The sequence below is a fragment of the Vibrio sp. QJM3NY_39 genome (assembly GCF_057785895.1).
Genome location: NZ_CM173505.1, coordinates 931,773 through 958,058 on the forward strand (window position 1 = coordinate 931,773; position 26,286 = coordinate 958,058).

The window sequence follows — 26,286 nt, forward strand, 5'->3', positions numbered from 1 at the left end:
AATATCGTGGTATAGCCGGGGGGACTATACCACGGGTGCCAAGGACACCTTCGCTTGCTGCCGGAGTGATATGGCAAGCCACATCACCTCTGGAATAAAATTAAAGAGAAGTAGTTTCTCTTCGTTGGAGTAACTATACGTCTGCCCACTTATTTTACTTATAAAATTAACGACAGATGGCCATGAGAAAACCGACATTATTTTAAGTTATTGATAATTAATGATTTGTGTTGGTTTTTCTTGATTGGTACTAGTGAGGTAGTTCTCGTTGTTTGTTGAAAGTAACGTTTTTGACGTAAACGTTTTTAACGAAATTTACGAGTATGTATTTTCGAAAACATTGATTTCACACAATGGAATTGTGGTCATGTATGTGTATTATGGCGGTAATAACAATCTTTCTCATTATCAGTCACGAATTGGGCATTTATGAAACTCTCACAACTCGAGCAAGGAAAAGCGGCTTCTATTGTTGCACTAACAGGCTTAACACCGGACGTTAGAAAAAAACTTATGGTTATGGGCATGTTGCCAAAAACTGAGGTGACGCTAATCCGTCGTGCGCCGATGGGTGATCCACTTCAAGTGGAGGTGAGAGGTGTTTCTATCGCCATTCGTGAAAGCATTGCAGAACAAATCGAGGTTATCTAAATGGATTATCAAGTTCTTACCGTTGGTAACCCGAATAGTGGTAAAACAACATTATTTAACGCCTTAACTGGTGCTAAGCAGCACGTTGGTAACTGGGTTGGTGTAACTGTAGAAAAGAAGACGGGTTTGTATTCGCACGCTGGTGATCAGTTTCAGCTAACGGATTTACCGGGTATCTACGCACTAGACAGTGGTAATGATGCGAACAGTATCGATGAATCTATCGCGTCTCGTGCTGTGCTAACTCACCCTGCAGATGTGATCATCAATGTTGTAGATGCAAGCTGCTTAGAACGAAGCTTATACATGACATTACAATTACGAGAGTTGGGTCGCCCAATGATCGTTGTATTGAACAAGATGGATGTATTAAAGCGTGAGCGTCAGGTGATTAACCTTAAAGCGCTAGAGAAAGAGCTTGGCTGTCCAGTTTTAAGCTTGTCTGCAAACGACAAAGGCCAAGTTGCACGTTTTAAAGAGCGTCTGCATAAACTGCTTGTTCAAGGTGTGAGTCTTGATCCTATCTCTATTGATTACGATGCCGCGTTAGAAGCTCTTATCCCTTCTGTTGAGTCACAATTTGATGATGCTGACGTATCTCACCGAGCTCTGGCTATTCGTGCTTTAGAAAATGATTACTTAGTATTGAACGGATTGGCTCCTCAAACTCGTACTCAAATCGACAGTGTGCGCCTAGGTGCCGATTTCGATATTGACCTTGCTGTTGCTGACGCTAAATACACTTTCTTACATGACCTTTGTAAACGTGTTCGTCGCAGTGAAGGTAAACTAAGCCGTAACTTTACTGAGAAAGCAGACCAATTCATTTTGAATAAATGGGTCGGTATTCCTTTCTTCTTCGTCATCATGTACCTAATGTTCATGTTCTCTATCAATATCGGTAGTGCGTTTATCGACTTCTTTGATATTGGTGTTGGCGCAATATTAGTTGATGGTGGACACCACTTATTAGATGGCCATTTACCGGTTTGGCTAGTCACCATTCTTGCCGATGGCATCGGCGGTGGTATTCAAACGGTTGCGACCTTTATTCCGGTTATTGCCGCGCTTTACTTGTTCTTAGCGGTATTAGAAAGCTCGGGTTACATGGCTCGTGCAGCATTTGTACTTGATAAAGTGATGCAGAAGATTGGTTTACCGGGCAAAGCGTTTGTTCCGTTAGTACTTGGTTTTGGTTGTAACGTACCTTCAATCATGGCAACTCGTACTCTTGACCAAGAGCGTGAACGTAAACTGGCAGCATCAATGGCTCCGTTTATGTCATGTGGTGCTCGTTTGCCAGTATATGCACTATTTGCAGCTGCGTTTTTCCCTGGTGCGGGACAAAATGTCGTATTCGCTCTGTACATCATGGGTATTGTTGCTTCTGTATTTACGGGCTTATTCCTTAAAAATACTATCTATCCTGGTAGCAGTGATAGCTTGGTTATGGAGATGCCGGATTACGAATTGCCGACCGTGCAAAACGTGATGCTGAAAACTTGGCAGAAGCTGAAACGTTTCGTGCTTGGCGCAGGTAAAACCATCGTAATGGTTGTGGCTATTCTTAGCTTCCTGAACTCATTAGGTATGGACGGCAGTTTTGGTAACGAAGACAGCGAAAGCTCTGTGCTATCTAAAGCGGCTCAAGTTGTGACTCCAGTGTTCCAACCTATTGGCATTACTGAAGAGAACTGGCCTGCAACGGTTGGTATTATTACGGGTATTTTTGCGAAAGAAGCCGTTGTTGGTACATTAAACAGCTTGTACACGACGCCATCAGACGAAGAAGCGGCTGAATTCGATTTAGCAGCAAGCTTGCAAGAAGCCGTCATGACCATCCCTGAAAACCTAGCTGGTTTGAGCTATTCAGATCCATTAGGCATTGAAGTGGGCGACTTGTCTGACTCAAGCTCTGTGGCTGCGGATCAAGAGGTTGATACTTCGATCTTTGGTAACTTGAAAGACAAGTTTGTATCAGGCCACGCTGCGTTTGCTTACTTGATTCTTATCCTGCTTTACACACCTTGTGTTGCTGCGATGGGCGCTTATGTTCGTGAGTTTGGTCAGACGTTTGCCCGCTTCATTGCGGTATGGACAATGGCTCTTGGTTACTTCGGTGCAACCTTCTACTACCAAGCAGCAAACTTCGCTGTACACCCAGTAAGTAGTGCTGTGTGGATGGTGGCAATTGCTGGTGGCTTTGTGGTGACGTATCGCGTCTTCAAGAAAATCGGCAGTAAGCAAAAAGCGCTAGAGGTGCAAGTAGTATGATTTTAACTGAACTTCATCAATACATTGATAACGAAGGTGTCGCTGCTCGTAGTGAACTGGCGTCTAAGTTTGGAATGAGTGAAGACGGTGTCGATGCGATGCTGAGTGTGTGGGTCAAGAAAGGTAAGATATCTCGCTTGGTTGACACCAACAAGCATGGACATACAACACGTATTCGTTACACCATCAGCAAACAAGATGGTTTGTCACTGAATGTGATGATGTAGTTCAGAGCTCAATACTCTCGTTGAAAACGACGAGATTAGACAATAAAAAAGCCGCTCACCTATTTTAGATGAGCGGTTTTTTGTCATGTGTCTATTCTGAACAGCCTTGCTTTAAAGCGTAATGAGATGAACTCGAATTACACTTTCTTGAAGATAGAGCTCAGCGATAAAACGTTTTGAATGCGAGTATGGATTGCGGCTTGTTCTTCTTCACTGCGCTGTTCTCCTTTGGTGTTGCCCCATACTGGACTTGGCCACGCGATGTCGTCTTTGAAACGTGCAATATGGTGAATGTGCAGTTGTGGCACCATGTTACCCAGCGCGCCTAGGTTTAACTTGTCTGGTTGGAACGTCGCTTCTAATGCTTGGCTTACCGCTTGAGACTCAAGCAAGAACTGCTGTTGTTCTTTCATTGGCAGATGGTGCAACTCTTTTAGGTTGGCGCGTTTGGGTACCAAGATAACCCAAGGCACTGCACTGTCTTTGCTTAGCAGTGCCAAGCTTAGTGGAAATTCGCCGATAAGCGTGGTGTCTTTTGCTAACTGTGGGTGAAGTTCAAAGCTCATGATCTTTCCAATTAATTGTTTTACTTGAGTATAAGGTTGGAGTTGGGATGTGGCTAGCGCTTACGTTCTCAATAAGCAGATTCCCTATCACGTTCGTTCCTCACTGTAGGGAATGACGGGCGGGGAGAGTTTTAGCGAATGGCTTTGCTTGTGTTACGCGTTTGGAGGAGATTTTCTATTACGTTTGTCCCTAACTATAGGGGGTAACGATTCGGTGTAGTTTGATAAGAGTTGGACTAACGACACTTATTTTCGTCATCTCCTATAGCGACGAAGGAGCGTAGTAGGAGAGCTCTTGCTGCGTAGGCCGACTAGTCGCAAAGATAAACGAGTAAACGAAAACTCCAGATAAAACAAAAGGTTGATGCTCTCACATCAACCTTTGTATTTATTCATTGTAACCCGAAGGGAATTACATGCGCTCTAGAGTTTCGATACCTAGAAGCGACAGACCTTGCTTGATAGTCTTAGCTGTCAGTGCAGCAAGCTTCAGGCGGCTCTGTTTAACTGTTTCATCTTCAGCCACAAGGATAGGGCACGCTTCGTAGAAGCTAGAGAATTGACCAGCAAGTTCGAACAGGTAGCTACACATGATGTGCGGTTGACCTTCACGAGCAACAGACTGTACCGCTTCTTCAAATTGTAGAAGTTTCGCGATAAGTGCTTTCTCTTTCTCTTCAGTGATTTTGATTTCACCTTCAAGAGAGTCCATAGAAATGCCTGCTTTAGCAAAGATTGAAGCTACACGAGTGTACGCGTACTGCATGTACGGTGCCGTGTTACCTTCAAATGCCAGCATGTTTTCCCAGTCGAACACGTAATCAGTGGTACGGTGCTTAGAAAGGTCTGCGTATTTAACCGCCGCCATTGCAACTGTGTTTGCGATGGTTTTCTTCTCGTCTTCTGCTAGCTCAGGGTTTTTAGACTCAATCAGCTGAGTTGCACGCACCTCTGCTTCGTCCAGAAGATCAGCAAGACGTACTGTACCGCCTGCACGAGTTTTAAATGGCTTACCATCTTTACCTAGCATCATGCCAAACGCGTGGTGCTCAAGAGATACAGATTCAGGAACATAACCCGCTTTACGAACGATAGTCCAAGCTTGCATTAGGTGTTGGTGCTGACGAGAGTCAATGAAGTAAAGTACGCGGTCTGCGCCCAGTTCTTCAAAACGGTATTTAGCACAGGCAATATCGGTGGTGGTGTATAGGAAGCCACCGTCACGTTTTTGCACGATAACGCCCATCGGGTCGCCATCTTTGTTTTTGTATTCGTCTAGGAATACAACTTGTGCGCCGTCAGACTCTTTTGCTAGACCTTGTGTTTGTAGGTCAGAAACGATGTTTGAAAGCATATGGTTGTACATACTTTCACCCATTACATCATCACGTGTCAGTGATACGTTCAGGCGATCGTAGTTACGTTGGTTTTGAACCATGGTTACGTCAACCAGCTTTTTCCACATTTCAGCGCAGTACTCGTCGCCGCTTTGCAGTTTCACTACGTAGCCACGTGCTTTCACTGCGAATTCTTCGTCTTCGTCGTAAAGCTTTTTAGATTCACGGTAGAACTGCTCAAGATCTGAAAGTTCCATTGAAACTTCGCCAGTTTCAGCTTGGATGCGCTCAAGGTTTGCGATAAGCATACCGAATTGAGTGCCCCAGTCACCAATGTGGTTAGCACGGATAACTTTGTGGCCTAAGAACTCTAGTGTACGAACAACAGCATCACCGATGATCGTTGAACGTAGGTGGCCAACGTGCATTTCTTTTGCAACGTTTGGTGCTGAGTAGTCAGCAACAATCGTTTGTGCTTCAGCCGCTGTAACACCAAGGCGAGAGTCAGCCAGTGCTGCGTCTGCTTGTTGTGCTAGGAATGCTTCATCTAGGAAGATGTTTAGGAAACCTGGACCTGCGATTTCAACTTTAGAAGCGATACCGTCTAGGTTTAGAACGTCCAATACTTTTTGAGCAAATTCTCGTGGGTTAGTGCCTAGTCGTTTAGCAACACCCATAACGCCGTTTGCTTGGTAGTCACCAAATTGTGGTTTTGCAGATTGGCGAACAGCCGCAGGAGAGCCTGCAGGTGCGCCAGCGGCTTCTAGAGCCTGAGATACTTTGTCATTAATCAGTGCTTGGATATTCACACGCGTTTCCTTCAATTCAAGGATGAATAAGAGTGGCCGTTATTTCGTGGGTATTAAACTTGGTTAATTATGCTTCGAGTTAACGATTTAATGCCGAAATGAACAGCAGACTCTGTTTAAGTTCACAAAAATGGCGTTAATCATACCAATTTTGTGGGGTTTCTTATAGGTCGAATTGATAGAAAATTAACATTTCCTGAGGGGTTTTTGACAATCGACTTTGACCAAGCCAAGTTTGTCTATTTAGGAAAGTAAGACACCGTACTTTTTGAACGTTTTTTTGTAAAAGCAACGCTTGTTGCTGCAAGTAAAACTGATACCATGCAGTCATTATTTGGAGAACAAAGACAATGACGATGAGCCTGAAGCAAGCCGAACTAGAACCACAACAAATGATTGCGCGCCTTGATACGTTTATGGCGAAAATTGAGAACCTAGGAAATACATTGGGTTTAGATTTAAGCTTTGCTCAAGCGGATCATATTGCATTAAGAATCAATGAAACTGAGCTTGCGAAATCAGCACATCAAGCATGGTCTGAATACGGCTCGACGATTTCAGAAGCGATGATCAACGGTCGTCCAATTGTGGTGTTGGCTTTCGATGAACCACTGCAAAGTCTTGGTTGGAAGATTGAGTGCTTAGAGCTTCCGTACCCTGCAGAAGGTAAAACTTACCCGTCTCAAGACTGGGAGCACGTTGAGTTCGTGATTCCTTCTCACGCACAGACTGCCGATGAGTATCTAGCGGATCTTAAAGAAACCTATCCACAGTTCGCTGCTAAGTTTGAAACTCTGGCAGAGCAAGGTATTAAGATAAAACTCTCTAGCCCGAAAGGCGAGGGTGAACGTTTGAATAACCCAACGGTAGCTTTTAAGCATCAAGGTATTTGCATCAAGCTGCATCCACACTCTTTGAAGAAGATTGTTGAGTCAGAACAGGCTTAATTTGAGCAGAGAATAGCTGGAAATAGGTTCCCGACTTCGTCATTCCCGATAGCGACGAAGGAGCGTAGTTGGGAATCTCTAAAAGCTAGTCTAATCACCAGATACAAAAAACGCGCAATGGGTTAACTCTGTTGCGCGTTTTTTATTGGGTTCTAACTGGAAGTATTACTTAAATAAGCGACTTACAGAATCACAGTCTTGTTACCGTAAACAAACACGTGATCATTGATCACTTTGTTTAAAGCCTTACTCAACACGTTCTTCTCTACGTCACGACCCGCTTGAGCCATGTCTTTCGCACTGAAGTTGTGATCCACTGGAATCACGTCTTGCTTGATGATTGGCCCTTCATCGAGATCGTTTGTCACGAAGTGCGCTGTTGCGCCAATGATTTTTACGCCGCGCTCATAAGCTTGTTGGTATGGTTTAGCACCAATGAATGCTGGTAAGAAGCTGTGGTGAATGTTGATGATTTTGTGGTTGTACTTCTCAACAAACCCCGGAGTCAGCACTCGCATGTATTTAGCAAGCACCAGATAGTCCGCCTCGTACTGGTCAATCACTTTAAGCATCTTCTTCTCATGTTCTTCACGGTTTAATCCTTCGTGAGAAACATGATGATAAGGAATATCAAAACGCTCGGTCAAGCTTTGCAGAGTATCGTAGTTGCCAACCACCGCTGCGATTTCGACATCTAAGCTGCCATCAAAGTTTTTCATTAGAATATCGCCAAGGCAGTGAGCTTCTTTAGTCACGAGTATCACGACACGCTTACGAGAAGAGCCCATCAGCTTACGTTTCGCATTCTCTGGCAGCGCTTGGTCTAAATCGGCAAGCAAGGTTTCGTCATTGAAGTAACCCTCTAGCTCGGTACGCATAAAGAAGTGGCCGCTAGTGTTATCAACGAACTCATTGTTGTGAATAATATTGAGTTGGTGCTTGTAACAAATGTTGGTGATCTTTGAGATGAGGCCTGGGGCGTCAGTACAATGTGTTAATAAAGTTTTTCTTTCCATTTGCATCTTACTTCCATGAAATGTTGCACTTATTATATGAAATCGGGATTCTTCAAATTTAATGCAGGCCGTCGAACGGTGAACTGAGCCGCAATATCACCGTTATAATTAATCTATTATCAATTTGGTTTCAACAAAATCTACCGTTCATTTAGGGGATTCATAAATTGAGAAGCTTAATAAATTCAGGTAGAGGTTAGATTTCTGACGGTTTTAACCGATATTCTCGGTCAAGTTTCACTAGAGCGAGCCAACATTTCAGCCATGCATAGGTGATCATTTATGGATAAAGAGTTACTAGCGAAAAAGTTGTACTGTAAGCGTGTAAATTCATTAGTGGGTGATGTTCAGGTGGACGGCAACGTTCTTGATGAAATGTGGGAAAACAAGGCCTCTCCGACTGATGCTGCTAAAGCTATGCAACCAAGTGATTCCGGTTTTTCTGGTGCGCCTTGGTTATCTCGTTATTTGAATCGCAAGTAGTTAAACAACCCTTTCATTTGTTTTGGGCTAGGTTGGTAAGAAGGACTTAGCCTGCCATGTTCTATTCGATAGACACCTCCGGTGCGCAGTCATTTCTGATTCGCGCCGGCTCACTAAACCTGCCATAATTCGCCTTCTATTTTTCTAAACCACGTACTCTATGATATCTAAAACGTTTTCTGCTGATGGTGCTCTGGGTAAAGCGATCCCTGGGTTTCAACCACGACAAGCTCAGCTGGATATGGCTGAAGCGATCTCACAAGCCATTGAGCAACAAAGCCAACTGGTTGTTGAGGCGGGGACAGGTACCGGCAAGACGTTTGCTTACCTCGTGCCAGCGCTGCTAAGTGGCAAGAAAACTATCATCAGTACGGGGTCTAAAAACCTTCAAGAGCAGTTGTTTCATCGTGACTTACCATTAATGGTTGATGCGCTTGGCTTTTATGGTCAGGTTGCCCTGCTGAAAGGTCGTTCAAACTATTTGTGTTTAGACCGCTTGAGCCGCCAGATGATCGAAAGTCATGGCACTCATACCGATCCAACATTGTTAGCGCAGTTGGTGAAAGTGCGCAGTTGGTCTTCGGCGACTCAAACTGGTGACTTAGGCGATTGTGATGACATTGCTGAAGATAGCCCAGTTATTCCAACTATTACCTCAACCAACGACAACTGCTTAGGTAAAGAATGCCCAAGCTACACCGATTGCTTTGTGCTGAAAGCGCGCAAAAAAGCGATGGATTCGGATGTGGTCGTAGTAAACCACCATCTGTTTCTTGCGGATTTAGCGATTAAAGAAACCGGGTTTGGTGAGCTTATTCCAGAGGCTGATGTGTTTATCTTCGATGAAGCGCATCAACTTCCAGATATCGCCAGTCAGTACTTTGGACAATCAGTATCAAGCCGACAAATCCAAGAACTAGCTAAAGACATTGAAATTGCTTACCGCACTGAAGCCAAAGACATGCGTCAGTTGCAAAAGGTTGGCGAGAGGCTAATTCAATCAGCTGCTGACCTACGTATTGTGCTCGGCGACACAGGATTTCGCGGTAACTGGCGTGAGGCGTTGAAGTCAGAGTCGATTGCAAGAGAGCTAGTGCGTTTACAAGATGCGTTGCAGCTTGCAGTCGATGTATTGAAATTAGCATTGGGTCGAAGCCAGTTATTAGACACGGCTTTTGAACGTGCCACTATGATCAAATCGCGCATTGAACGTGTATGTGACGTGTCGATTACCGGTTATTCCTATTGGTATGACACCACGCCTCGACACTTTGCTTTGCACATCACGCCTCTTTCGGTTGCGGATAAATTCCATGAGCAGATTGAGCTGAAACCGGGTGCCTGGGTGTTTACCTCTGCAACTTTGGCTGTGTCGGATGATTTTGACCATTTTACTTCTCGACTCGGGTTAAAACCGTCAGCACAGTTTTCACTGCCAAGCCCGTTTGACTATCCAAATCAGGCGCGCTTGTGTGTGCCTCGCTATCTTCCCGAACCAAATAGCCCGGGCTTAGCGGATAAGCTAGTAAGAATGTTGACCCCTGTGATTGAGCAAAACCAAGGTCGCTGTTTCTTCTTGTGCACCTCACACAGCATGATGAAAGAGTTGGGGGAGCGATTCCGTGAAACGCTCTCGGTTCCAGTTCTGTTACAAGGTGAGACAAGTAAGCAAAAAACCTTAGCCGAATTCATGGAGTTAGGTAACGCATTGCTGGTGGCCACTGGTGCCTTTTGGGAAGGTATCGATGTTAGGGGCGACGCGTTAAGCTGTGTTATCATCGATAAATTGCCCTTTACCGCCCCAGACGACCCATTACTTAAGGCTCGAATCGAGGACTGTAAACTAAAAGGGGGTGATCCGTTTGCACAAGTACAGTTACCAGACGCAGTGATTACCTTGAAACAAGGTGTTGGCCGATTAATACGTGATAAGCGTGATAATGGTGCTTTGATTATTTGCGATAACCGCTTGGTGACCCGCGATTACGGTGGTGTGTTTTTGGCGAGTTTACCGCCTATCCCACGTACCCGTGACTTAGGGATCATTAGAGAATTCTTAGCTAAAGACCATTCAACCGCTGCTGAGTAATTGGCATTGTTGAGCTTAGCCATTATTTTTAGATTAGATAACGAATATTTGAGACACGAATGAGCGCGAAAATTCTTGCAGTAGATACCGCAACTGAAAACTGTTCAGTTGCACTAGTAATGGGTGACCAGGTGTTCGCACGTAGCGAAGAGGCTCCTCGAGACCATACGAAAAAAATTCTACCTATGGTTGATGAAGTACTGAAAGAAGCGAATGTCGCTTTAACCGATATCGACGCAATCGCGTTTGGCCAAGGCCCAGGCAGTTTCACGGGTGTGCGTATTGGTATCGGTATTGCTCAAGGCTTGGCTTTTGGTGCTGATTTACCGATGATCGGTGTGTCTACATTGGCAGCGATGGCGCAAGGCAGCTACCGTAAATTTGGGGAAACTCACGTAGCTACAGCGATTGATGCTCGCATGAGTGAAGTCTACTGGGCTCGTTACAGCCGTGAAGACGATGGTCGTTGGACTGCAGTTGATGCTGAATGTGTCACACCTCCAAGCGAATTGGCTGCGCAGCTTGAAGTGGATTCTGAGACATGGGCAAAAGTAGGCACCGGTTGGGAAGCGTACGCAGAGCACATGGACACACTAGCGATCAACACTAAAGCGTGTGAGGTTCTGTTCCCAGAAGCTCAAGATATGGCGTTCCTTGCTCAATTTGCTTATGCAGAAGGCAAAGCGGTTGCAGCTGAAGAGTCTGAGCCAGTTTACCTGCGTGACAAAGTGACGTGGAAGAAACTGCCAGGTCGCGAGTAAATACGTATTATTTTGGCTCTGCATTCACTTTGCAGAGCCAAAATTAAAACAGATACAAAATCATTAAAATTAGGTACAAAATTCCTTAAGCATGGTTTCAATAAACGGCTTACCTCCTTCTTCGATAGGCAACACATCCAAAACCAATCGAACCAATAAAAAGAACGAGGTAAAAAAAGGCGATGCAAAAACCTCAGTTGGTCAGCCAACTAAGGTAGCGAATGCTGTCTCGCATTCCATTCGCCAAGTCAAAGAATCTGAGATTCACAAAGCTCAGGTTCAATATGATCTTCCAGAAGGGCGTGGACGACGTGCGATGGAAGAGTATATGGATGTGATGAATCAAGCTAAAAAAGAGGAACTTGCGAAGCTTATTGGGGTCGATATTTATATCTAGCTTTGTGCTTTTATTTATCCTGTTCTAAGGACCAGCATTATGTTTTCTCTCATTTCTAAATCTCGCTTATTTTTCCTTGTCGCTTTCTCTTCGATGGTGATGGGCTGCTCCTCTTTGCCTGAAGAACTTAATGCAAACTCTGAACAAGTCGTGACGGACTACCAAGAGTGGGTAAACACAGTGCCAGACGCTGGTGATGTTCGCTTAGGTGGTGTGATTGCCAAGGTGACAAATTTACAAGATAAGACTCGTGTTGAAGTGGTTAACATGCCGATCTCAAGCAGCGGTAAGCCAGATATTGATGCCGAGCCAAAAGGGCGCTTTGTCGCTTACATTGATGGTTATGTAGAACCTTTGAGCTTTGCTGAAGGCCGTTTAATCACCTTGGTTGGAACATCAAATGGCACTGAAGATGGCACCGTTGGTGAATATCCTTATACCTTCCCAGTAATGAATGTCTACAACCAACGCTTATGGCAGATCACCGAGCGAGTGGTCATCAACGACTTTGCGCCAACCTATTACTCTTGCCGCAGTTTGCATTGTCGCAGCTTTCAAACCATGCCTAAGTCAGGTCGTGTGATTCAAGATGTGGAATAGTCGAACCTGAGATCGACACACTAAACGATAGGGACACCATACAATCAATGATTGAAAAGTCATATTCCCTTGCGAGCGGGACGCTTGCAACACAACAGATTGGCAACCCGAAAACGACCGCAACGACGGTCGTTTTTATTCATGGTTGGCTAGATAATTCTGCAAGTTTCACTCAAGTTATGCCGCAAATAGCCAAGCTTTCTCCAGATACTCACCTCGTTGCTATCGATCTCTTCGGACACGGTTTCTCGTCGCATAAACCGGGGAGTTATTACCCATTTCACGACTATATTGATGATTTGCATCAGTTGGTGACTAAATTATCGCCAAACAGACTGGTACTGGTAGGACATTCACTTGGTGCATTGATCGCAAGTTGCTATAGTGCCGCCTTTCCTGAAAAGGTGTCAGGATTAATTCAAATTGAAGGTCATGGACCTCTTTCAGAAGCTCCCCACGAAACAGTCTCTCGTTTGAGGGATGGGGTACTCAGTCGTCTTCGACAGCGAAGAAAGCCTTCACGTCCTCTAGCAAGTCTTGAGGATGCTATTAAGCTGAGAGCTCACGCCAACCAAATCAAAGCAGAACTTATTGCTCCTATTGTTGAACGAGGAATCGTTGAGCTAAGTACTGTTGATCGAGCTGTTGTTGCTAAAGTTGCTTTTGAGGAAGCGACAGTAGATCAAGCTGCTTTTGATCAAACGACTGTAGCTCAAGGTAGTGCCGAGTTTGATAACTCTTGGCAATGGCGATGCGACCCTAACCTAAAATGTGACTCGTTATATCGAATGTCACAAGCGCATGCTGAAGCGATCATGGCGGCTATTGAATGCCCTCAATTAATAGTTTTAGGAAATGATGGATTCCGACATTTGCAGCATAATCGCTACAAATCAGCCCATAGTTCTCTGAATATAGAGACTGTTCCTGGCGGACATCATTGCCATTTAGAGAGCCCAGAGCTAGTTTCAGAGCTAATTCTTGGTGTAGTTAACAAAATTTAAACAAGTGTTTGAGCCTTTTAGTGCTCATGCACTAAAGCTGTGCTGTAATACCGCAATGATAAAAAGCGGCGAAGCAGTCGTCAGCTGATAAACGAGGAGTAACATAGTGGACAAACCTTGGCTTTCACGTTATCCAAGTGACGTACCAGAGACGATCAACCCAGATCAGTACCCATCTCTTATTGAAATGTTCGAACAGTCGGTACAGAAGTACGCAGACCAACCAGCATTCGAGAACATGGGTTCTATCATGACATTCCGTAAGCTTGAAGAGCGCAGTCGTGCTTTTGCTGCTTATTTGCAGAATGATCTAAAACTGAAGAAAGGCGATCGTGTCGCGCTTATGATGCCAAACTTGCTGCAATACCCAATTGCACTCTTTGGTGTACTGCGTGCAGGTATGATTGCAGTGAACGTCAACCCACTGTACACGCCTCGTGAACTTGAACACCAACTGAATGATTCTGGTGCAAAGGCGATTGTTATCGTTTCTAACTTTGCGAGCACACTAGAGAAAGTTGTTGATAAAACTCCGGTTAAACACGTTGTGCTAACCAGCTTGGGGCAAATGCTGCCACGAGCAAAAGGTACGATTGTCGACTTTGTAGTGAAATACGTAAAAGGCATGGTGCCTAAGTACGATCTGCCGGGTGCTATTTCATTCAGAAAAGCGCTGCATAAAGGCCGTCGCCTCCAGTATGTGAAGCCATTTATGGCTGGCGATGACATCGCATTCCTACAGTACACGGGTGGTACAACGGGCGTAGCGAAAGGCGCAATCCTAACGCACCGCAATATGATTGCGAACGTACTTCAAGCGAAAGGGGCATATAGCCCTGTTCTGCAAGAAGGCCGTGAATTAGTCGTAACGGCATTGCCGCTTTACCATGTGTTCGCACTGACTGTGAACTGCTTACTGTTTGTTGAGATGGGTGGTCGTAACCTTCTGATTACTAACCCTCGTGACATTCCTGGCTTTATTAAAGAGCTGCAAAAGGTTCCATTTACCGCGATTACTGGCGTAAACACCTTGTTCAATGCGCTAGTCAATAACGAAGATTTCCACGAGTTGGATTTCAGTAATATGCGTTTATCTGTTGGCGGTGGTATGGCGGTTCAACGCGCTGTTGCTGAGCAATGGAAGAAAGCGACAGGTGTCCACCTACTTGAAGGCTATGGTTTAACCGAATGTGCTCCTTTGGTCACGGGTAACCCATATGATCTGAAAGACTACACAGGTGCAATCGGCCTACCAGTACCTTCAACAGAAGTTCGTATTGTTGATGATGAAGGTAAAGTGGTTGGTAATGACCAAGTGGGTGAATTGCAGGTTCGTGGTCCTCAAGTGATGCAAGGCTACTGGCAACGTCCAGAAGCGACCAAAGAAGTGATCGACCAAGACGGTTGGTTATCGACTGGTGATATCGTTAAGTTTGATGACGAAGGCTTGTTGTACATCGTAGACCGTAAGAAAGACATGATTCTAGTGTCGGGCTTCAACGTTTACCCGAACGAGATCGAAGACGTAGTGGCTCTGCATGGCAAAGTGTTAGAAGTTGCGGCTATCGGCCAACCTCATGAGGTGTCTGGTGAGCTGGTTAAGATTTACGTTGTGAAACGTGACCCTAGCCTAACCAAAGAAGACATTATCGCGCACTGTCGTGAACACCTAACTGGCTACAAGATCCCTAAATTGATTGAGTTCCGTGAAGAACTACCAAAAACCAATGTAGGTAAGATCTTGCGCCGAGTACTTCGTGAAGAAAACGACGCAGAGCTTGCCAAACGCGCAAGCGAGTAATGCTCGGGTTTGCAAGAAATTAGCCCCCCAAACCATTCAGGCGCTTAATCTAAGCGAGCGCTGAAAAATGGTGTTAGAATGCCGACAGTTAATGTCGGCATTTTTGTATCCGGCGATCAAAGTAAAATCAGTGAGAGTTTTTGTGGATTATCAAATCATTACCCAAGTTAAAGACCTTGAGCGAGTTTGCCAACAAGCACGTGAAGCCGATGTTGTTATGCTTGATACAGAGTTCGTTCGTACAAGAACCTATTACCCTCAATTAGGCTTAATTCAGTTATTTGATGGTGAAACGCTGTCACTGATTGATCCTATTGCTCTTGATGAAATGACCCCGTTTGTTGGGCTGTTGAAAGACACTTCAGTACTGAAAGTGTTACATGCGTGTGGCGAGGATCTAGAAGTATTCCAGAACGCATTTGGCTGTACGCCAACACCAATGGTTGATACGCAGATCATGGCAGCCTTCTTAGGTCATGGTCTTTCAACTGGCTTTGCGGCTCTAGTTTCTGAGTTTGTAGGTGTTGACCTAGATAAGAGTGAATCTCGTACTGACTGGCTAGCGCGTCCGCTTTCTCAAAAGCAACTCGACTATGCAGCGGCAGACGTTCACTACTTGATGCCAATGTACAACAAGCTTCTCGAAAAAGTGATGGAAGCAGGCTGGTGGGAAGCGGCGCAACAAGAGTCTGATTTACAAGTGGCTAAGCGCATCCGTAAAGCAAACCCAGACAACGCTTACCTTGATATTAAAGGCGCGTGGCAGCTAAAACCTCAACAGCTAGCGATTTTAAGACCTCTAGCAACTTGGCGTTTAAAAGAAGCGATTAAGCGTGATTTAGCGTTGAACTTTGTTTTTAAAGAACAAGACCTATGGGCTGTAGCTCGATTTGCAATGAAAGATCCTAAGCATATGGAGCAGGAAGGGTTTGATTACCGCTCTGTACGTCGCCATGGTGCGAAGATCAGCTCAATCGTGAAATTGGCTGAGCATACGCCAGAAGAAGAGTACCCAGCGCCAGTAGAACGTCTAATGGACTACCCAGGTTACAAGCAACTTTTCAAAGTGTTGAAAGATGAAGTGAAAACAGCATCGCAACACAGTGGTTTAGCGACTGAGTTTTTGGCGTCGAAGAAGCAACTTAACCAAATGTTAAGCTGGATTTGGAAGTACGATCGTAACCCAGAGAAGCTGCCTGATGTCATGCAAGGTTGGCGTCTAGATGTCGTTGGCGAGAAGCTAAATAAAGCAATCAAGTAACTTTAGTTTTGTAGTAAGCAACGAATGCTTTAGAGATAAAAGTTTCAGACATAAAAAAGAGAGCCTAGGCTCTCTTTTTTATTGAGTATTGATAAGCACAGCTCAGGCTCGACTTATCGATCTTCTTCTGGAAGCTTAACGTTCAGCTCTAATACTGAGATGTCGTCATCTTTATGTTCGAATGTCAGATCAACCATTGATGGATCGACTTCAACGTACTTCGCAATACACTTCAAGATGTCTTCTTTCAGTTGCGGCAAGTATGACGGTGCAGGGTCGTCATGGCTGCGTCGCTCGGCAACAATGATCTGCAAACGCTCTTTGGCTAGGTTTGCGGTTGTCTTTTTCTGTGGTCTAAAAAACTCTAATAATGACATTGCGTATTAGCCCCCGAACAGTCTTTTGAAGATGCCTTTCTTCTGTTCCGTTAAGAAACGGAAGTCCACTTGGCTACCCAGTAGTCGCTCTACAGTATCATTGTAAGCCATACCTGCGTCGGTTGCTTCGTCAAAGATAACTGGCACACCCTTGTTCGATGCGTTCAGTACTGCCTGGCTCTCTGGAATCACGCCCAGTAGAGAGATGTGCAGGATTTCTTCAACGTCTTCAACACTTAGCATCTCACCTTGAGTTACACGTGCTGGGTTGTAGCGAGTCAATAGAAGGTGCGTTTTCACTGGCTCCAAGCCGTCTTCTGAACGACGAGATTTAGAGTCAAGAATACCTAGAATGCGGTCTGAATCGCGTACAGAAGAGACTTCAGGGTTAGTCGTCACAATCGCTTCATCAGCGAAATACAACGCCATCAGAGCGCCTTGCTCGATACCCGCAGGAGAATCACAGATGATGAAATCAAAGCCCATTTCATCCAATTCATCAAACACACGACGGACGCCATCTTTCGTCAGTGCATCTTTATCACGAGTTTGAGAAGCAGGAAGAATGAACAGGTTCTCTGTACGCTTGTCTTTGATCATCGCTTGGTTCAGCGTCGCTTCACCATTGATAACATTAACGAAGTCGTACACAACACGACGCTCACAACCCATGATTAAATCTAGGTTACGCAGACCAATATCAAAGTCGATGACTGCGGTTTTCTTCCCTTTTAAAGCCAGACCCGAGGCAATAGCTGCACTGGAGGTCGTTTTGCCTACCCCGCCTTTACCCGACGTTACAACGATAATGCGTGCCATTCTGTTTTCCTTTTATTTCTCTTATATTGCGAGGACATCAACGTGTAATACATCGTTTGCCATACTGAACATGGTTTTCTTCTGCCAGTACTCGCTTTCAATTTGATCGCTGAGCCAGTAATTTCCTGCAATGGAAACCAGCTCGGCTTGTAAATCATTACAAATTATTTTTGCTTCAGTTTGACCACTTGCACCTGCAATTGCACGGCCACGTAAAGTGCCATGAATGTGGATGCTGCCATCGGCAATCACTTCTGCGCCAGCGCTCACATGGCTGAGGATCAATAGATCGCCATCTTTCGCATACACTTGCTGACCAGAACGTATCGGGGTTCTCACCACCTTTATCGGGGCCATCTTCGCCGGAGCTTGAGAAGGTGATTTACTTGCTGTCATCACGGCAAAACCTGCATCTCTGGCTAAGTTTTGCATGCGTTTATCTGAACAGCCTGCCACACCAACCGGGATCATGCCCGCTTGAGATATACCATTTTTCAGTTGCACGAAATCTATATCGCCCGCGACTTTGCTAATGTTGATAACAACAGGCGCAGCTGCGAAAAAAGTGGGTGCCTGGTCTACCTTCTCTTGAAGAAAAGACACTGCATTTTCGACTTGATCATCGGATAAGTGCAAAACAGATAGCGTGAAACTGCTACCTTTTAGATCTGGGTTACTAGACATCGAAAAACTACAGGACCTCAATAGCGGATTGGTACAATTTCTTTATCAATAAAATAAAGGGCATTGCCTGAAACTAGGTTTATCATGTTATATTCCCAAACCAAGCACAGCAAGTAATCTTGTTGTCAAATGAACGTTTTGTTCCCAATATTTCCCTAACATAAACTATTGATCTCGCAAGTGAGAGTTTTGTAGTCATAAACATTTAAAAAAGGTTTGTCATGCTGTGTTCTATATATAAAAGTTCAAAGAAAGAAGGAACATACCTTTATATCCCTAAGAAGGATGATTTTTCACAAGTTCCTGACGCATTGATGCAAATGTTTGGTAAACCTAGTTTTGTAATGGTAATTAAAATGGACGGTCGTAAACTGGCTCAAGTGAACATCGATAAAGTGAGAGAATCACTGAACACCGATGGTTTCTTTTTGCAGGTTCCGCCACCACCAGTTAACGAACTTGAGCTTCATAAAGAGCGTAAAGCTCAAAAAAAAGGTCAAGACGAAGAGTGATAGCCACCTCAATTCAAGGAGGAGTGATCGTTGAGTAAATTTTCGAAAACCATATTGGCTGTGTCGGCATTACTATTGGGTAATAGCCTGACCATTGGCTCAGTTCAAGCTGAAGAGCTTAGCTTTGAGCAATATGTAGAAAAACTAAAGCAACAAGGTCGTGAAGAAGGTATTTCGGAAGCGATCATTGATGAAGCTTTTGATGGTGTGACGTTTAAGCCAAGAGCGGTAAAAGCCGACAAAAACCAACCTGAAAAGAAACTGACTCTGGATGAATACATTCCACGTGCGGTTCCTGACTGGAAAGTGAAGCAGGCGAGATCACTCTATAAGAAACACTACACAGCGTTAAAGCGTATTGGGGATGAATATGGTGTTCAACCAAGATTCATTGTCGCTCTATGGGGTGTAGAGAGTAATTTTGGTAAGTTCACGGGGAATTACAGTGTTATTGATGCTCTAACAACCATGGCTTATGAAGGTCGCAGAGAAGCCTTCTTCCGTAGCGAAGCGATGGCGGCATTGAAGATTCTTGATCAAGGCCATATTGCACCAAAAGAGATGAAAGGCTCTTGGGCTGGCGCGATGGGGCAACCTCAGTTTATGCCTAGCTCATTTTTAGCTTACGCCGCTGATGGCAGTGGTGATGGCAAGAAAGATATTTGGGGTACTGAAGAAGACGTGTTTGCTTCGGCGGCGAATTATCTCAGCCAATCGGGTTGGGATGACAAATATACTTGGGGGCGTCAGGTTCACGTTCCATCAACCGTGTCTATTGAGATGCAAGGTCGAGACGAAGACAAAGCGAAATACCTAAAAGAGTGGTCTGAACTTGGTATTAAGCGTTATGACGATCGCCCACTGCCTACACTTGATGAAGATATAAAAGCTTGGTTGATAATGCCGGACGATGAAACGGGTCGTTCGTACCTCATTTACAACAACTACAATGTGTTAATGAAGTGGAATCGTTCTTATTACTTTGCGTTGGCGGTCAGCCACCTAGCCGATAGAATTAAGTTTGATTAATAGACTCAATCTGATTAATAGAACTAGGTCGCTTTGAATAGCATTTAGCCTACTATAGGCAGAACAGATTAAAGGACTCTTCGGAGTCCTTTTTATTTTATATTTCAGATATTTAAGAAGGTGGTTTTGTGCTAACAGATAGAGCCGCACAGATGGTGATATTCCATGCGTTGATCAAGCATGAAGGCTTTACCAGTGCAGCAAAAAGCTTGAATGTGTCGGTATCTCACATCAGTAAACAAATTGCTTTGCTCGAGGATTCGATAGGTATCAAGTTAGTGCAAAGAACCACACGCAGCCTTACGTTAACCGAAGCTGGAGAAGTGTTCTATCAGCATTGTGAGCAGCTGTTCAATACGGTGAAAGCGGCTCAAATGGACATGGATAGCCAGCGTGACGACATTTCTGGAATATTCCGTATAGGCTTGTCTCAGTCATTTGGCACACTGCATATCATTCCAGCGATTGACCAGCTTAGACAGCTTTACCCTCAGCTGAGAATTGAAGTGCATTTGTTCGATTACAAAGTGGACATGATTGAGGAGCGCTTGGATCTCTGGATCACTAACAATGAAGACTTGCCTGAAGGTTACATTGCGCAGCGTTTAGCCGATAGCCAGTTTGTGGTAGCCGCATCACCGGATTATCTGATTAAGGCAGGGACTCCACACGTGCCATCTGATCTGATTGACCATAACTGCCTTATCTACCGCAGCCGTGAACGTGATTACACGTCATGGGCATTTGATAACGGCCAAGAAAATCTCAGTGTTAAAGTGGCGGGCGATTACTCGGTGGATTTGGCTGAAGCGGTACGAGACGCGGCAGTATCAGGTTGGGGCGTTGCTTACCTAGCGACTTACTTAGTCAAAGAAGAGTTTAGAACGGGCAAGCTCATCCAAGTTTTACCGGAATGGCGAGCGAGTCAGCTGATGCCATTCTATGCCGTGTATCCGAGTAGAAAGAACATGCCGAAGAAGCTTTCAGCAGTGATTGAGTTCATCAAAGATCATATCGGATCGCCGACTTATTGGGACAAAAACCTCAAAACTTGCGTTGAACTGCACCGCTAACTGTTTCCCAATCTATAAATATAATTTCCATATGGAAAAAGTTTGTTTTTTAATCAAAGTTAATTATTAAAATTCAATTACTTAGTGAAATTCACTATTAAAGAGTGATTCAACCAACATCACATTAACAACCTCAACTTGCCGCAAACGATTTCCTCTATAGAATGCGTCGCCTTTCCTACCTACAACTTTAGGTTGACGCACATGGCTTCCCTACTTGGAATTATCACTATTTTAGTAACCGCTTGGTTACTATCTACGGACAGAAAAAATATCCCGCTAAGAACCGTCTCTTTGGCTTTCTTACTGCAAATCTCATTCGCCCTACTGGTTCTGTATGTGCCAATGGGTAAAGAAGTGCTGAATGCAGCCACTGGTGCAGTGTCTAGCTTGATCAACTACGGTCAAGAGGGGATTAACTTCCTATTTGGTGGCCTAACGAATAACGGATTTGTATTCGCTATTAACGTTCTCGGCATCATTATCTTTTTCTCTGCATTGATTTCAGGTTTGTATCACATCGGCTTTATGCCAAAGGTGATCAACCTAATCGGCGGTGCTTTGCAAAAGTTCTTAGGTACAGGCCGTGCGGAGTCACTGTCTGCTACTGCGAATATTTTTGTTGGCATGATCGAAGCGCCATTGGTGGTTAAACCTTACTTGAAGCACATGACGGATTCACAACTGTTTGCCGTCATGGTGTGTGGTTTGGCTTCTGTAGCTGGTGGCACGCTAGTCGGTTATGCATCGCTTGGTGTTGATTTGAACTACCTGATCGCTGCGGCATTCATGTCTGCTCCTGCTGGTCTATTGATGGCCAAGATTTTGGTACCAGGTAGCGCAGATGAGGCTCAAGAAAATATTGAGTCTGACGTTGAAATTCCACGAGCAACAAACGTAGTCGAGGCAATGGCAGATGGGGCTATGTCTGGACTTCGTATTGCCGTTGCAGTGGGTGCGACACTTTTGGCCTTTATCAGTGTGATAGCAATGCTGAATGGCTTGTTAGGTATTGTTGGTGGCTGGTTTGGCGTAAACCTAAGCTTCGAACTTATCCTAGGTTATGTGTTCGCGCCCGTTGCATGGCTGATCGGTGTGCCGTGGTCTGAGGCTGTGGTTGCAGGCTCGCTGATCGGTAACAAGATCGTTGTGAACGAGTTTGTGGCTTTCATCCAGTTAATGGACGTAAAAGACGCACTGAGTGAGCACTCAAAAGCGATCGTTACTTTCGCGCTATGTGGTTTTGCCAACATCTCTACGATGGCCATTTTGATTGGCGGTTTGGGCAGCTTAGTTCCAGAGCGTCGTTCTTTCATCTCACAATACGGCTTTAAAGCAATTTGTGCGGGTGTGCTTGCCAACCTAATGAGCGCAGCGATTGCCGGCGTGGTGCTTTCTCTATAAGTAATCATTGGTGACTTATAAGCACTTTCTAACTGGGCCATAACCACCCAGTTAGCTAATCGTGGCTTTGCTCTCCCTATAGTAAAGTGACTGATTAACCACAATAATATTCGCTTAGTATGATAAAGAGAGCCTATAGTGTAAGAACGTAGGCTTTCTTATTTCAGTGAATAAGTTTGTACCACAGGGTGTGGTACAAATGTTTAGGGGCACAAATGGATTTGTCGATCACTTCTTCTTTGGCGTTAATTGGACTCTTGTCCTTGGCTTGCCAGCTACTTGGTTGGCGTTTGCGTCTTCCCGCTATTCTTCCTTTGCTTATCGTTGGCCTGCTATTAGGTCCCGGTCTCAACATCCTTAATCCTGATGCCATTTTTGGTGATGTACTGTTCCCGTTGATTTCATTAGGGGTCGCCATCATTTTGTTTGAAGGTGCATTGACTCTTAATTTCAAAGAAATCAGAGGCCATGGCCGCATGGTGACTCACTTAGTGAGTTTCGGCATGTTGATTACATGGGCGTGCATCGTGGTGGGGGCTTATTATTTTGTCGATTTCAGTTGGCCATTGGCGGCGTTGTTTGCTGCATTAGTCGTGGTGACTGGCCCAACGGTGATTGTTCCCATGCTGCGCAGCATTCAACCTAAATCTTCGCTAGGCAGTATCTTGCGCTGGGAAGGGATAGTGATTGACCCGATTGGCGCTCTGTTTGCCGTTCTCGTTTACGAATACATTGTCTCTTCAGCCGATCCTACAAGCCATGTTCTGTCGGCGTTGGGGCTGACTTTAGCCATTGGTTTGGGCTTAGGGATCATCGGTGGCTATTTGATTGCCAAGATGCTGCAAGGGCATTGGGTTCCACATTATTTGCGTAACGTGGCGGTCCTGACATTAATGCTGGCGGCGTTCTCTTTCTCAAATGATCTGAGTGAAGAGTCCGGTTTATTAACCGTGACCATCATGGGTATCTGGCTCGCCAATGTGAAAGGCTTGGATCTCGAAGACATTATTGAATTCAAAGAAACCCTGACTGTGTTACTCATTTCTGCGTTGTTTATTCTGTTAGCGAGCAGGCTTGATTCAGGGACTTTCCTCTCAATAGGTTGGGGCGGAATTGGCTTATTAGCGGTCGTCATGCTGGTGGCTCGTCCTCTGAGTGTGTGGATCAGCGGGATCGGCACGGATCTTACTTCAGCAGATAAATGGTTTTTGAGCTGGATGGCGCCTCGCGGGATCGTTGCGGCCGCAGTTTCTTCTCTGTTTGCAATCAAGCTTCAAGAGAAGCAATTAATCGAAGGGGCAGATTTACTGGTGCCAATGGTGTTCTTGGTCATTATTGGTACGGTAGTGATTCAGAGCCTAACCGCGAGTTGGTGGGCTAGAAGGCTGGGTGTGACTCAAGAGAAGGCACAAGGGGTTATTTTCTTTGGTGCGACTCATTTTTCACGTCAGTTTGCCAAAGTGCTGGCGACACACAACATCAACAGTGTGCTTGCTGATACCAACTGGGAGAGCATTCGCTTAGCGCGCATGGACAACTTGAATGTCTATTTCGGTAATCCAGCTTCGAGCCATGCTGAAAATAATCTGGAATTGGACGGGATAGGGCGTGCCATGATCGTTTCGCCTTACCGTCAAACCAACCCATTAGTCAGTATGCACTATCAAGATGAGTTTGGTGAGAATAAGGTGTTTGAACTTGAATCATCAGAAAATAAACATGAAAGGCATCAGGTGAGCCGCGATGGTAATAGAAGCCTGTTTTCAGAAGGGGTTACCTATTCCAAACTTAACTCCTTGATGGCTCAAGGTAGCCAAATTAAGAGCACGGGTTTGACCGAAGCATTTGACCTTAATGAGTTTAACGCGCTGTATCCTAAAGCGATTCCACTTGGCGTGATTAATGATGGTGATTTTCGCTTAGTGACACAAGGTTCTGAATTGGAAAAACTCATATCAACGGAGTGTCAGGTCATTAGTTTATTGCCGCTTTCGGAAGAGATTGAAGGTATCGATACTCCAGATAAGTAGCTAGTGCTCTGTATTTAAAGCGAGTCGCTTTGTATCAAAAACGAATAGCTCAGTATCAAAAAAGCCGCAACGTTTTCACGCTGCGGCTTTCTAATTTTGCTCTAGCTTATTTTACTCTAGGGCGAGGCAATTCATGCCACAGGTATTACTACCTAAGCTGTCATTGCCGACTATTTCGAGTGAAATTGCTCACAAGCGATCATTGTATTCTCGATTAGGCTCGCCACTGTCATTGGGCCTACACCACCCGGTACTGGTGTGATGAAGCTTGCGCTCTCTTTAGCCACATCGTATTCAACGTCGCCAACGAGCTTGCCAGATTCCAAACGGTTGATACCAACATCGACCACAACAGCACCTTTCTTAATCCAAGCACCAGGAATGAAGTTAGGCTTACCAACGGCAACCACAACAACGTCTGCTTGACGTACGTGACCTTCAAGGTCTTTGGTGAAGCGGTGGCATGTTGTTGTCGTACAACCTGCTAGAAGCAGTTCTAGAGTCATTGGGCGACCAACAATGTTTGATGCGCCTACAACAACCGCGTGCTTGCCGCGTAAATCGATGTTGTAACGGTCAAGCAGCGTGATGATGCCTTTAGGCGTACAAGAGCGTAGCTTAGGCATACGCTGAGCCAAACGGCCTACGTTGTATGGGTGGAAGCCATCAACGTCTTTTTCAGGTGTGATACGCTCAAGAACGTGAGTAGTATCGATACCAGCAGGCAAAGGCAGTTGAACTAGAATGCCATCAATCTCTGGGTCTTCGTTGAGTTGATCGACTAGCGTTAGCAATTCATGTTCGGTGGCAGTTGCTGGTAAATCAAAAGATTTCGAGACGAAACCAACTTCTTCACACGCTTTGCGTTTACTGCCAACGTAAACCTGAGATGCCGGGTCTTCACCCACTAAAACAACCGCTAGGCCCGGAGCACGCAATCCAGCTTGAGTACGAGCTTTTACACGTGCCGCTACTTCAGAGCGAACCGTTTGAGAAATTAGCTTTCCATCAATATTTTGAGCAGTCATGAATTTCCTTAGTATTGATATTCAAGTTAGTGGCTGATGTTTTGGCGCATTATTCCAGAAAATCTTTTTGATTACCATCAAGCAAACGTTTGCTTTGTTCTATTTTCCAACACTTATAATCTTATTGCCCTTTTTTTACTCACTTGGATCAGAATGTTAGATAAAGCCGTTGCTTTACTGATTCGAATTCGTATAATCCTTTCCTGTAGCGCGCCCTTAGCTCAGCTGGATAGAGCACGACTAACCCCCTAATAGTTACCATTTTAGGAATGAATAACTATTATACAAAGGTTTAGGTGGTAGTAAGGTTACCATAAGAAGTTTTTATGGTTACCATTTATTATTGGTAAGTTACCACTTTTACGTAAACAGTTTTTCCTTAAAAGTGATAGAAAAAAGTAAAAATAATCATCTTCGATGGTTGAAAATCGATAGCTAAATCATTACTATAGCATCGAATTAGAACGTCCCCTTAGCTCAGCTGGATAGAGCACCGACCTTTAAGAGAGGAGCCTGTATTAGGAAACTTATACAGTGTAGAGGGTGAATTCATGGAAACCTCAGCGCGTAGTGGCGGTGGCAATCATGAGCCAAGTCTTACATGCGTGTAAGAAAGGTGCAGAGACTAGGTGGTGCAATGCGAACACATTGCGTAAAACATCATTTAGCGCCCTCCACCCTAGCAAGTTATGTTGTGGGTGATGATATAGTCCAGACTACAAACATCGTGATGATGGCAGCGAAAGCTGTAGTGGTAAGCTAAGTCGGTGGTCGAAGGTTCGAATCCTTCAGGGGACGCCACATTTTAAGAAACGGTATAACATTAATTGTTATACCGTTTTTTTTGCTTGAGATAATTTGCCTATGTAAGAATGGTATTAATAGCTTTGCTCTGTTTATCATTATTGAGGCGATACTTTTAACTAATACTCAAATGTAATAGCAGATCGAAGTTAAGTTATTTGATTGAAGTCTTAATCCCCCTGTATGTCTAAAGCTCCTAATTGCGTAGCTTTCCAATCATTTACACCAAGTTATAATCTCTTGAAACACCTTATAATCAACGTTTTCTTAACTTTTTCACTTATTCCTTTTTATTTATTGATA

At 44.6% G+C, this 26,286-nt stretch carries 24 protein-coding genes; 17 read left to right on the top strand and 7 right to left on the bottom strand.

Annotation, left to right across the window (positions count from 1 at the left end):
• The first annotated feature begins 429 nt into the window (after positions 1-429).
• The 3 genes from AC3CHU_RS04335 to AC3CHU_RS04345 are packed head-to-tail and all read left to right on the top strand — an operon-like array spanning position 430 to position 3,152.
• Entirely contained in the window at positions 430-651 is a 222-nt protein-coding gene (locus AC3CHU_RS04335; RefSeq protein WP_004734203.1) for a FeoA family protein, read from the top strand.
• Positions 652-2,925 carry a Fe(2+) transporter permease subunit FeoB gene (gene feoB, locus AC3CHU_RS04340; protein ID WP_004734202.1) on the top strand — a complete coding sequence of 758 codons (2,274 nt, stop codon included), beginning with the start codon at positions 652-654 and terminating at the stop codon, positions 2,923-2,925.
• Complete coding sequence (locus AC3CHU_RS04345) at positions 2,922-3,152, top strand: FeoC-like transcriptional regulator (protein WP_086049824.1); 231 nt, start codon at positions 2,922-2,924, stop codon at positions 3,150-3,152. Before feoB ends, AC3CHU_RS04345 begins: the two co-directional genes overlap by 4 nt.
• A 137-nt stretch (positions 3,153-3,289) precedes the next feature.
• Here the strand turns inward: AC3CHU_RS04345 and AC3CHU_RS04350 are convergent, their stop codons facing one another.
• Together AC3CHU_RS04350 and argS are read right to left on the bottom strand one after the other, a co-directional pair.
• Positions 3,290-3,718 carry an HIT family protein gene (locus AC3CHU_RS04350; RefSeq protein ID WP_488525131.1) on the bottom strand — a complete coding sequence of 143 codons (429 nt, stop codon included), beginning with the start codon at positions 3,716-3,718 and terminating at the stop codon, positions 3,290-3,292.
• Positions 3,719-4,130: 412 nt separating this feature from the next.
• Positions 4,131-5,864: an arginine--tRNA ligase gene (argS, locus tag AC3CHU_RS04355; RefSeq protein ID WP_017088029.1), complete on the bottom strand. Its 1,734-nt coding sequence runs from the start codon at positions 5,862-5,864 to the stop codon at positions 4,131-4,133.
• Positions 5,865-6,214: 350 nt separating this feature from the next.
• On the opposite strand from argS, the gene AC3CHU_RS04360 reads away from it, so the two are divergent.
• Entirely contained in the window at positions 6,215-6,811 is a 597-nt protein-coding gene (locus tag AC3CHU_RS04360; RefSeq protein ID WP_017110320.1) for a VOC family protein, read from the top strand.
• A gap of 182 nt (positions 6,812-6,993) precedes the next feature.
• On the opposite strand, the gene purU is transcribed toward AC3CHU_RS04360, so the two are convergent.
• A complete protein-coding gene (gene purU / locus AC3CHU_RS04365; protein WP_488525132.1) occupies positions 6,994-7,827 on the bottom strand; it encodes a formyltetrahydrofolate deformylase in 834 nt (277 codons plus the stop codon).
• 282 nt (positions 7,828-8,109) lie between these two features.
• Here purU and AC3CHU_RS04370 point away from each other — a divergent pair, with 282 nt between their 5' ends.
• The 8 genes from AC3CHU_RS04370 to rnd all read left to right on the top strand — a co-directional run bounded on the left by AC3CHU_RS04370 (position 8,110) and on the right by rnd (position 16,223).
• Entirely contained in the window at positions 8,110-8,310 is a 201-nt protein-coding gene (locus tag AC3CHU_RS04370) for a hypothetical protein (RefSeq protein WP_054547191.1), read from the top strand.
• Between the two features lie 160 nt (positions 8,311-8,470).
• Positions 8,471-10,399, top strand: coding sequence for a DNA repair helicase YoaA (gene yoaA, locus AC3CHU_RS04375; RefSeq protein ID WP_488525133.1), 1,929 nt, complete (start codon positions 8,471-8,473; stop codon positions 10,397-10,399).
• 59 nt (positions 10,400-10,458) lie between these two features.
• A complete protein-coding gene (tsaB, locus tag AC3CHU_RS04380; RefSeq protein WP_017079483.1) occupies positions 10,459-11,160 on the top strand; it encodes a tRNA (adenosine(37)-N6)-threonylcarbamoyltransferase complex dimerization subunit type 1 TsaB in 702 nt (233 codons plus the stop codon).
• A 91-nt stretch (positions 11,161-11,251) separates the two neighbouring features.
• On the top strand, positions 11,252-11,557 hold the full coding sequence (locus tag AC3CHU_RS04385; protein WP_017074520.1) for a hypothetical protein: 306 nt from the start codon (positions 11,252-11,254) through the stop codon (positions 11,555-11,557).
• A 39-nt stretch (positions 11,558-11,596) separates the two neighbouring features.
• Positions 11,597-12,157: a Slp family lipoprotein gene (locus AC3CHU_RS04390; RefSeq protein ID WP_474356249.1), complete on the top strand. Its 561-nt coding sequence runs from the start codon at positions 11,597-11,599 to the stop codon at positions 12,155-12,157.
• Between the two features lie 47 nt (positions 12,158-12,204).
• Positions 12,205-13,161 (top strand): alpha/beta hydrolase, encoded by a 957-nt coding sequence (locus tag AC3CHU_RS04395; protein ID WP_171314092.1) that lies wholly within the window; start codon positions 12,205-12,207, stop codon positions 13,159-13,161.
• A 106-nt stretch (positions 13,162-13,267) separates the two neighbouring features.
• The gene (gene fadD / locus AC3CHU_RS04400; RefSeq protein ID WP_004734190.1) at positions 13,268-14,962 is read left to right on the top strand and encodes a long-chain-fatty-acid--CoA ligase FadD; all 1,695 of its coding nucleotides are present in this window, start codon (positions 13,268-13,270) and stop codon (positions 14,960-14,962) included.
• Between the two features lie 142 nt (positions 14,963-15,104).
• A complete protein-coding gene (gene rnd / locus AC3CHU_RS04405; RefSeq protein ID WP_371722691.1) occupies positions 15,105-16,223 on the top strand; it encodes a ribonuclease D in 1,119 nt (372 codons plus the stop codon).
• A gap of 113 nt (positions 16,224-16,336) precedes the next feature.
• On the opposite strand, the gene minE is transcribed toward rnd, so the two are convergent.
• Genes minE through minC form a run of 3 tightly spaced genes read right to left on the bottom strand, consistent with a single transcriptional unit; the run spans position 16,337 to position 18,103 of the window.
• Complete coding sequence (gene minE / locus AC3CHU_RS04410; protein WP_010436847.1) at positions 16,337-16,600, bottom strand: cell division topological specificity factor MinE; 264 nt, start codon at positions 16,598-16,600, stop codon at positions 16,337-16,339.
• 6 nt (positions 16,601-16,606) lie between these two features.
• Complete coding sequence (minD, locus tag AC3CHU_RS04415) at positions 16,607-17,419, bottom strand: septum site-determining protein MinD (protein WP_009848498.1); 813 nt, start codon at positions 17,417-17,419, stop codon at positions 16,607-16,609.
• A 21-nt stretch (positions 17,420-17,440) separates the two neighbouring features.
• Positions 17,441-18,103: a septum site-determining protein MinC gene (minC, locus tag AC3CHU_RS04420; RefSeq protein ID WP_017084080.1), complete on the bottom strand. Its 663-nt coding sequence runs from the start codon at positions 18,101-18,103 to the stop codon at positions 17,441-17,443.
• 221 nt (positions 18,104-18,324) lie between these two features.
• Here minC and AC3CHU_RS04425 point away from each other — a divergent pair, with 221 nt between their 5' ends.
• From AC3CHU_RS04425 to AC3CHU_RS04445, 5 genes are all read left to right on the top strand, one after another.
• Positions 18,325-18,615: a YcgL domain-containing protein gene (locus AC3CHU_RS04425; protein ID WP_017084079.1), complete on the top strand. Its 291-nt coding sequence runs from the start codon at positions 18,325-18,327 to the stop codon at positions 18,613-18,615.
• Positions 18,616-18,645: 30 nt separating this feature from the next.
• Entirely contained in the window at positions 18,646-19,644 is a 999-nt protein-coding gene (locus AC3CHU_RS04430; RefSeq protein ID WP_017079489.1) for a lytic murein transglycosylase, read from the top strand.
• Positions 19,645-19,796: 152 nt separating this feature from the next.
• Entirely contained in the window at positions 19,797-20,717 is a 921-nt protein-coding gene (locus tag AC3CHU_RS04435; RefSeq protein ID WP_004734177.1) for a LysR family transcriptional regulator, read from the top strand.
• 204 nt (positions 20,718-20,921) lie between these two features.
• Positions 20,922-22,121, top strand: coding sequence for a NupC/NupG family nucleoside CNT transporter (locus tag AC3CHU_RS04440; protein ID WP_004734178.1), 1,200 nt, complete (start codon positions 20,922-20,924; stop codon positions 22,119-22,121).
• Positions 22,122-22,336: 215 nt separating this feature from the next.
• Positions 22,337-24,151, top strand: coding sequence for a cation:proton antiporter (locus tag AC3CHU_RS04445; protein ID WP_488525134.1), 1,815 nt, complete (start codon positions 22,337-22,339; stop codon positions 24,149-24,151).
• Between the two features lie 170 nt (positions 24,152-24,321).
• Here AC3CHU_RS04445 and folD read toward each other — a convergent pair whose 3' ends face one another.
• On the bottom strand, positions 24,322-25,179 hold the full coding sequence (folD, locus tag AC3CHU_RS04450) for a bifunctional methylenetetrahydrofolate dehydrogenase/methenyltetrahydrofolate cyclohydrolase FolD (protein WP_004734180.1): 858 nt from the start codon (positions 25,177-25,179) through the stop codon (positions 24,322-24,324).
• Positions 25,180-26,286 lie beyond the last annotated feature (1,107 nt).

Bases quoted from the DNA above. Each gene is read 5' to 3' on its own strand.
- minE (WP_010436847.1), bottom strand. From the start codon at position 16,600: ATGTCATTATTAGAGTTTTTTAGACCACAGAAAAAGACAACCGCAAAC.
- purU (WP_488525132.1), bottom strand. From the start codon at position 7,827: ATGGAAAGAAAAACTTTATTAACACATTGTACTGACGCCCCAGGCCTC.
- AC3CHU_RS04345 (WP_086049824.1), top strand. From the start codon at position 2,922: ATGATTTTAACTGAACTTCATCAATACATTGATAACGAAGGTGTCGCT.
- feoB (WP_004734202.1), top strand. From the start codon at position 652: ATGGATTATCAAGTTCTTACCGTTGGTAACCCGAATAGTGGTAAAACA.
- AC3CHU_RS04370 (WP_054547191.1), top strand. From the start codon at position 8,110: ATGGATAAAGAGTTACTAGCGAAAAAGTTGTACTGTAAGCGTGTAAAT.
- AC3CHU_RS04360 (WP_017110320.1), top strand. From the start codon at position 6,215: ATGACGATGAGCCTGAAGCAAGCCGAACTAGAACCACAACAAATGATT.
- AC3CHU_RS04385 (WP_017074520.1), top strand. From the start codon at position 11,252: ATGGTTTCAATAAACGGCTTACCTCCTTCTTCGATAGGCAACACATCC.
- AC3CHU_RS04435 (WP_004734177.1), top strand. From the start codon at position 19,797: ATGGTGATATTCCATGCGTTGATCAAGCATGAAGGCTTTACCAGTGCA.
- yoaA (WP_488525133.1), top strand. From the start codon at position 8,471: ATGATATCTAAAACGTTTTCTGCTGATGGTGCTCTGGGTAAAGCGATC.
- tsaB (WP_017079483.1), top strand. From the start codon at position 10,459: ATGAGCGCGAAAATTCTTGCAGTAGATACCGCAACTGAAAACTGTTCA.
- AC3CHU_RS04390 (WP_474356249.1), top strand. From the start codon at position 11,597: ATGTTTTCTCTCATTTCTAAATCTCGCTTATTTTTCCTTGTCGCTTTC.
- folD (WP_004734180.1), bottom strand. From the start codon at position 25,179: ATGACTGCTCAAAATATTGATGGAAAGCTAATTTCTCAAACGGTTCGC.
- AC3CHU_RS04425 (WP_017084079.1), top strand. From the start codon at position 18,325: ATGCTGTGTTCTATATATAAAAGTTCAAAGAAAGAAGGAACATACCTT.
- AC3CHU_RS04350 (WP_488525131.1), bottom strand. From the start codon at position 3,718: ATGAGCTTTGAACTTCACCCACAGTTAGCAAAAGACACCACGCTTATC.
- AC3CHU_RS04395 (WP_171314092.1), top strand. From the start codon at position 12,205: ATGATTGAAAAGTCATATTCCCTTGCGAGCGGGACGCTTGCAACACAA.
- AC3CHU_RS04445 (WP_488525134.1), top strand. From the start codon at position 22,337: ATGGATTTGTCGATCACTTCTTCTTTGGCGTTAATTGGACTCTTGTCC.
- minD (WP_009848498.1), bottom strand. From the start codon at position 17,419: ATGGCACGCATTATCGTTGTAACGTCGGGTAAAGGCGGGGTAGGCAAA.
- minC (WP_017084080.1), bottom strand. From the start codon at position 18,103: ATGTCTAGTAACCCAGATCTAAAAGGTAGCAGTTTCACGCTATCTGTT.
- AC3CHU_RS04440 (WP_004734178.1), top strand. From the start codon at position 20,922: ATGGCTTCCCTACTTGGAATTATCACTATTTTAGTAACCGCTTGGTTA.
- AC3CHU_RS04335 (WP_004734203.1), top strand. From the start codon at position 430: ATGAAACTCTCACAACTCGAGCAAGGAAAAGCGGCTTCTATTGTTGCA.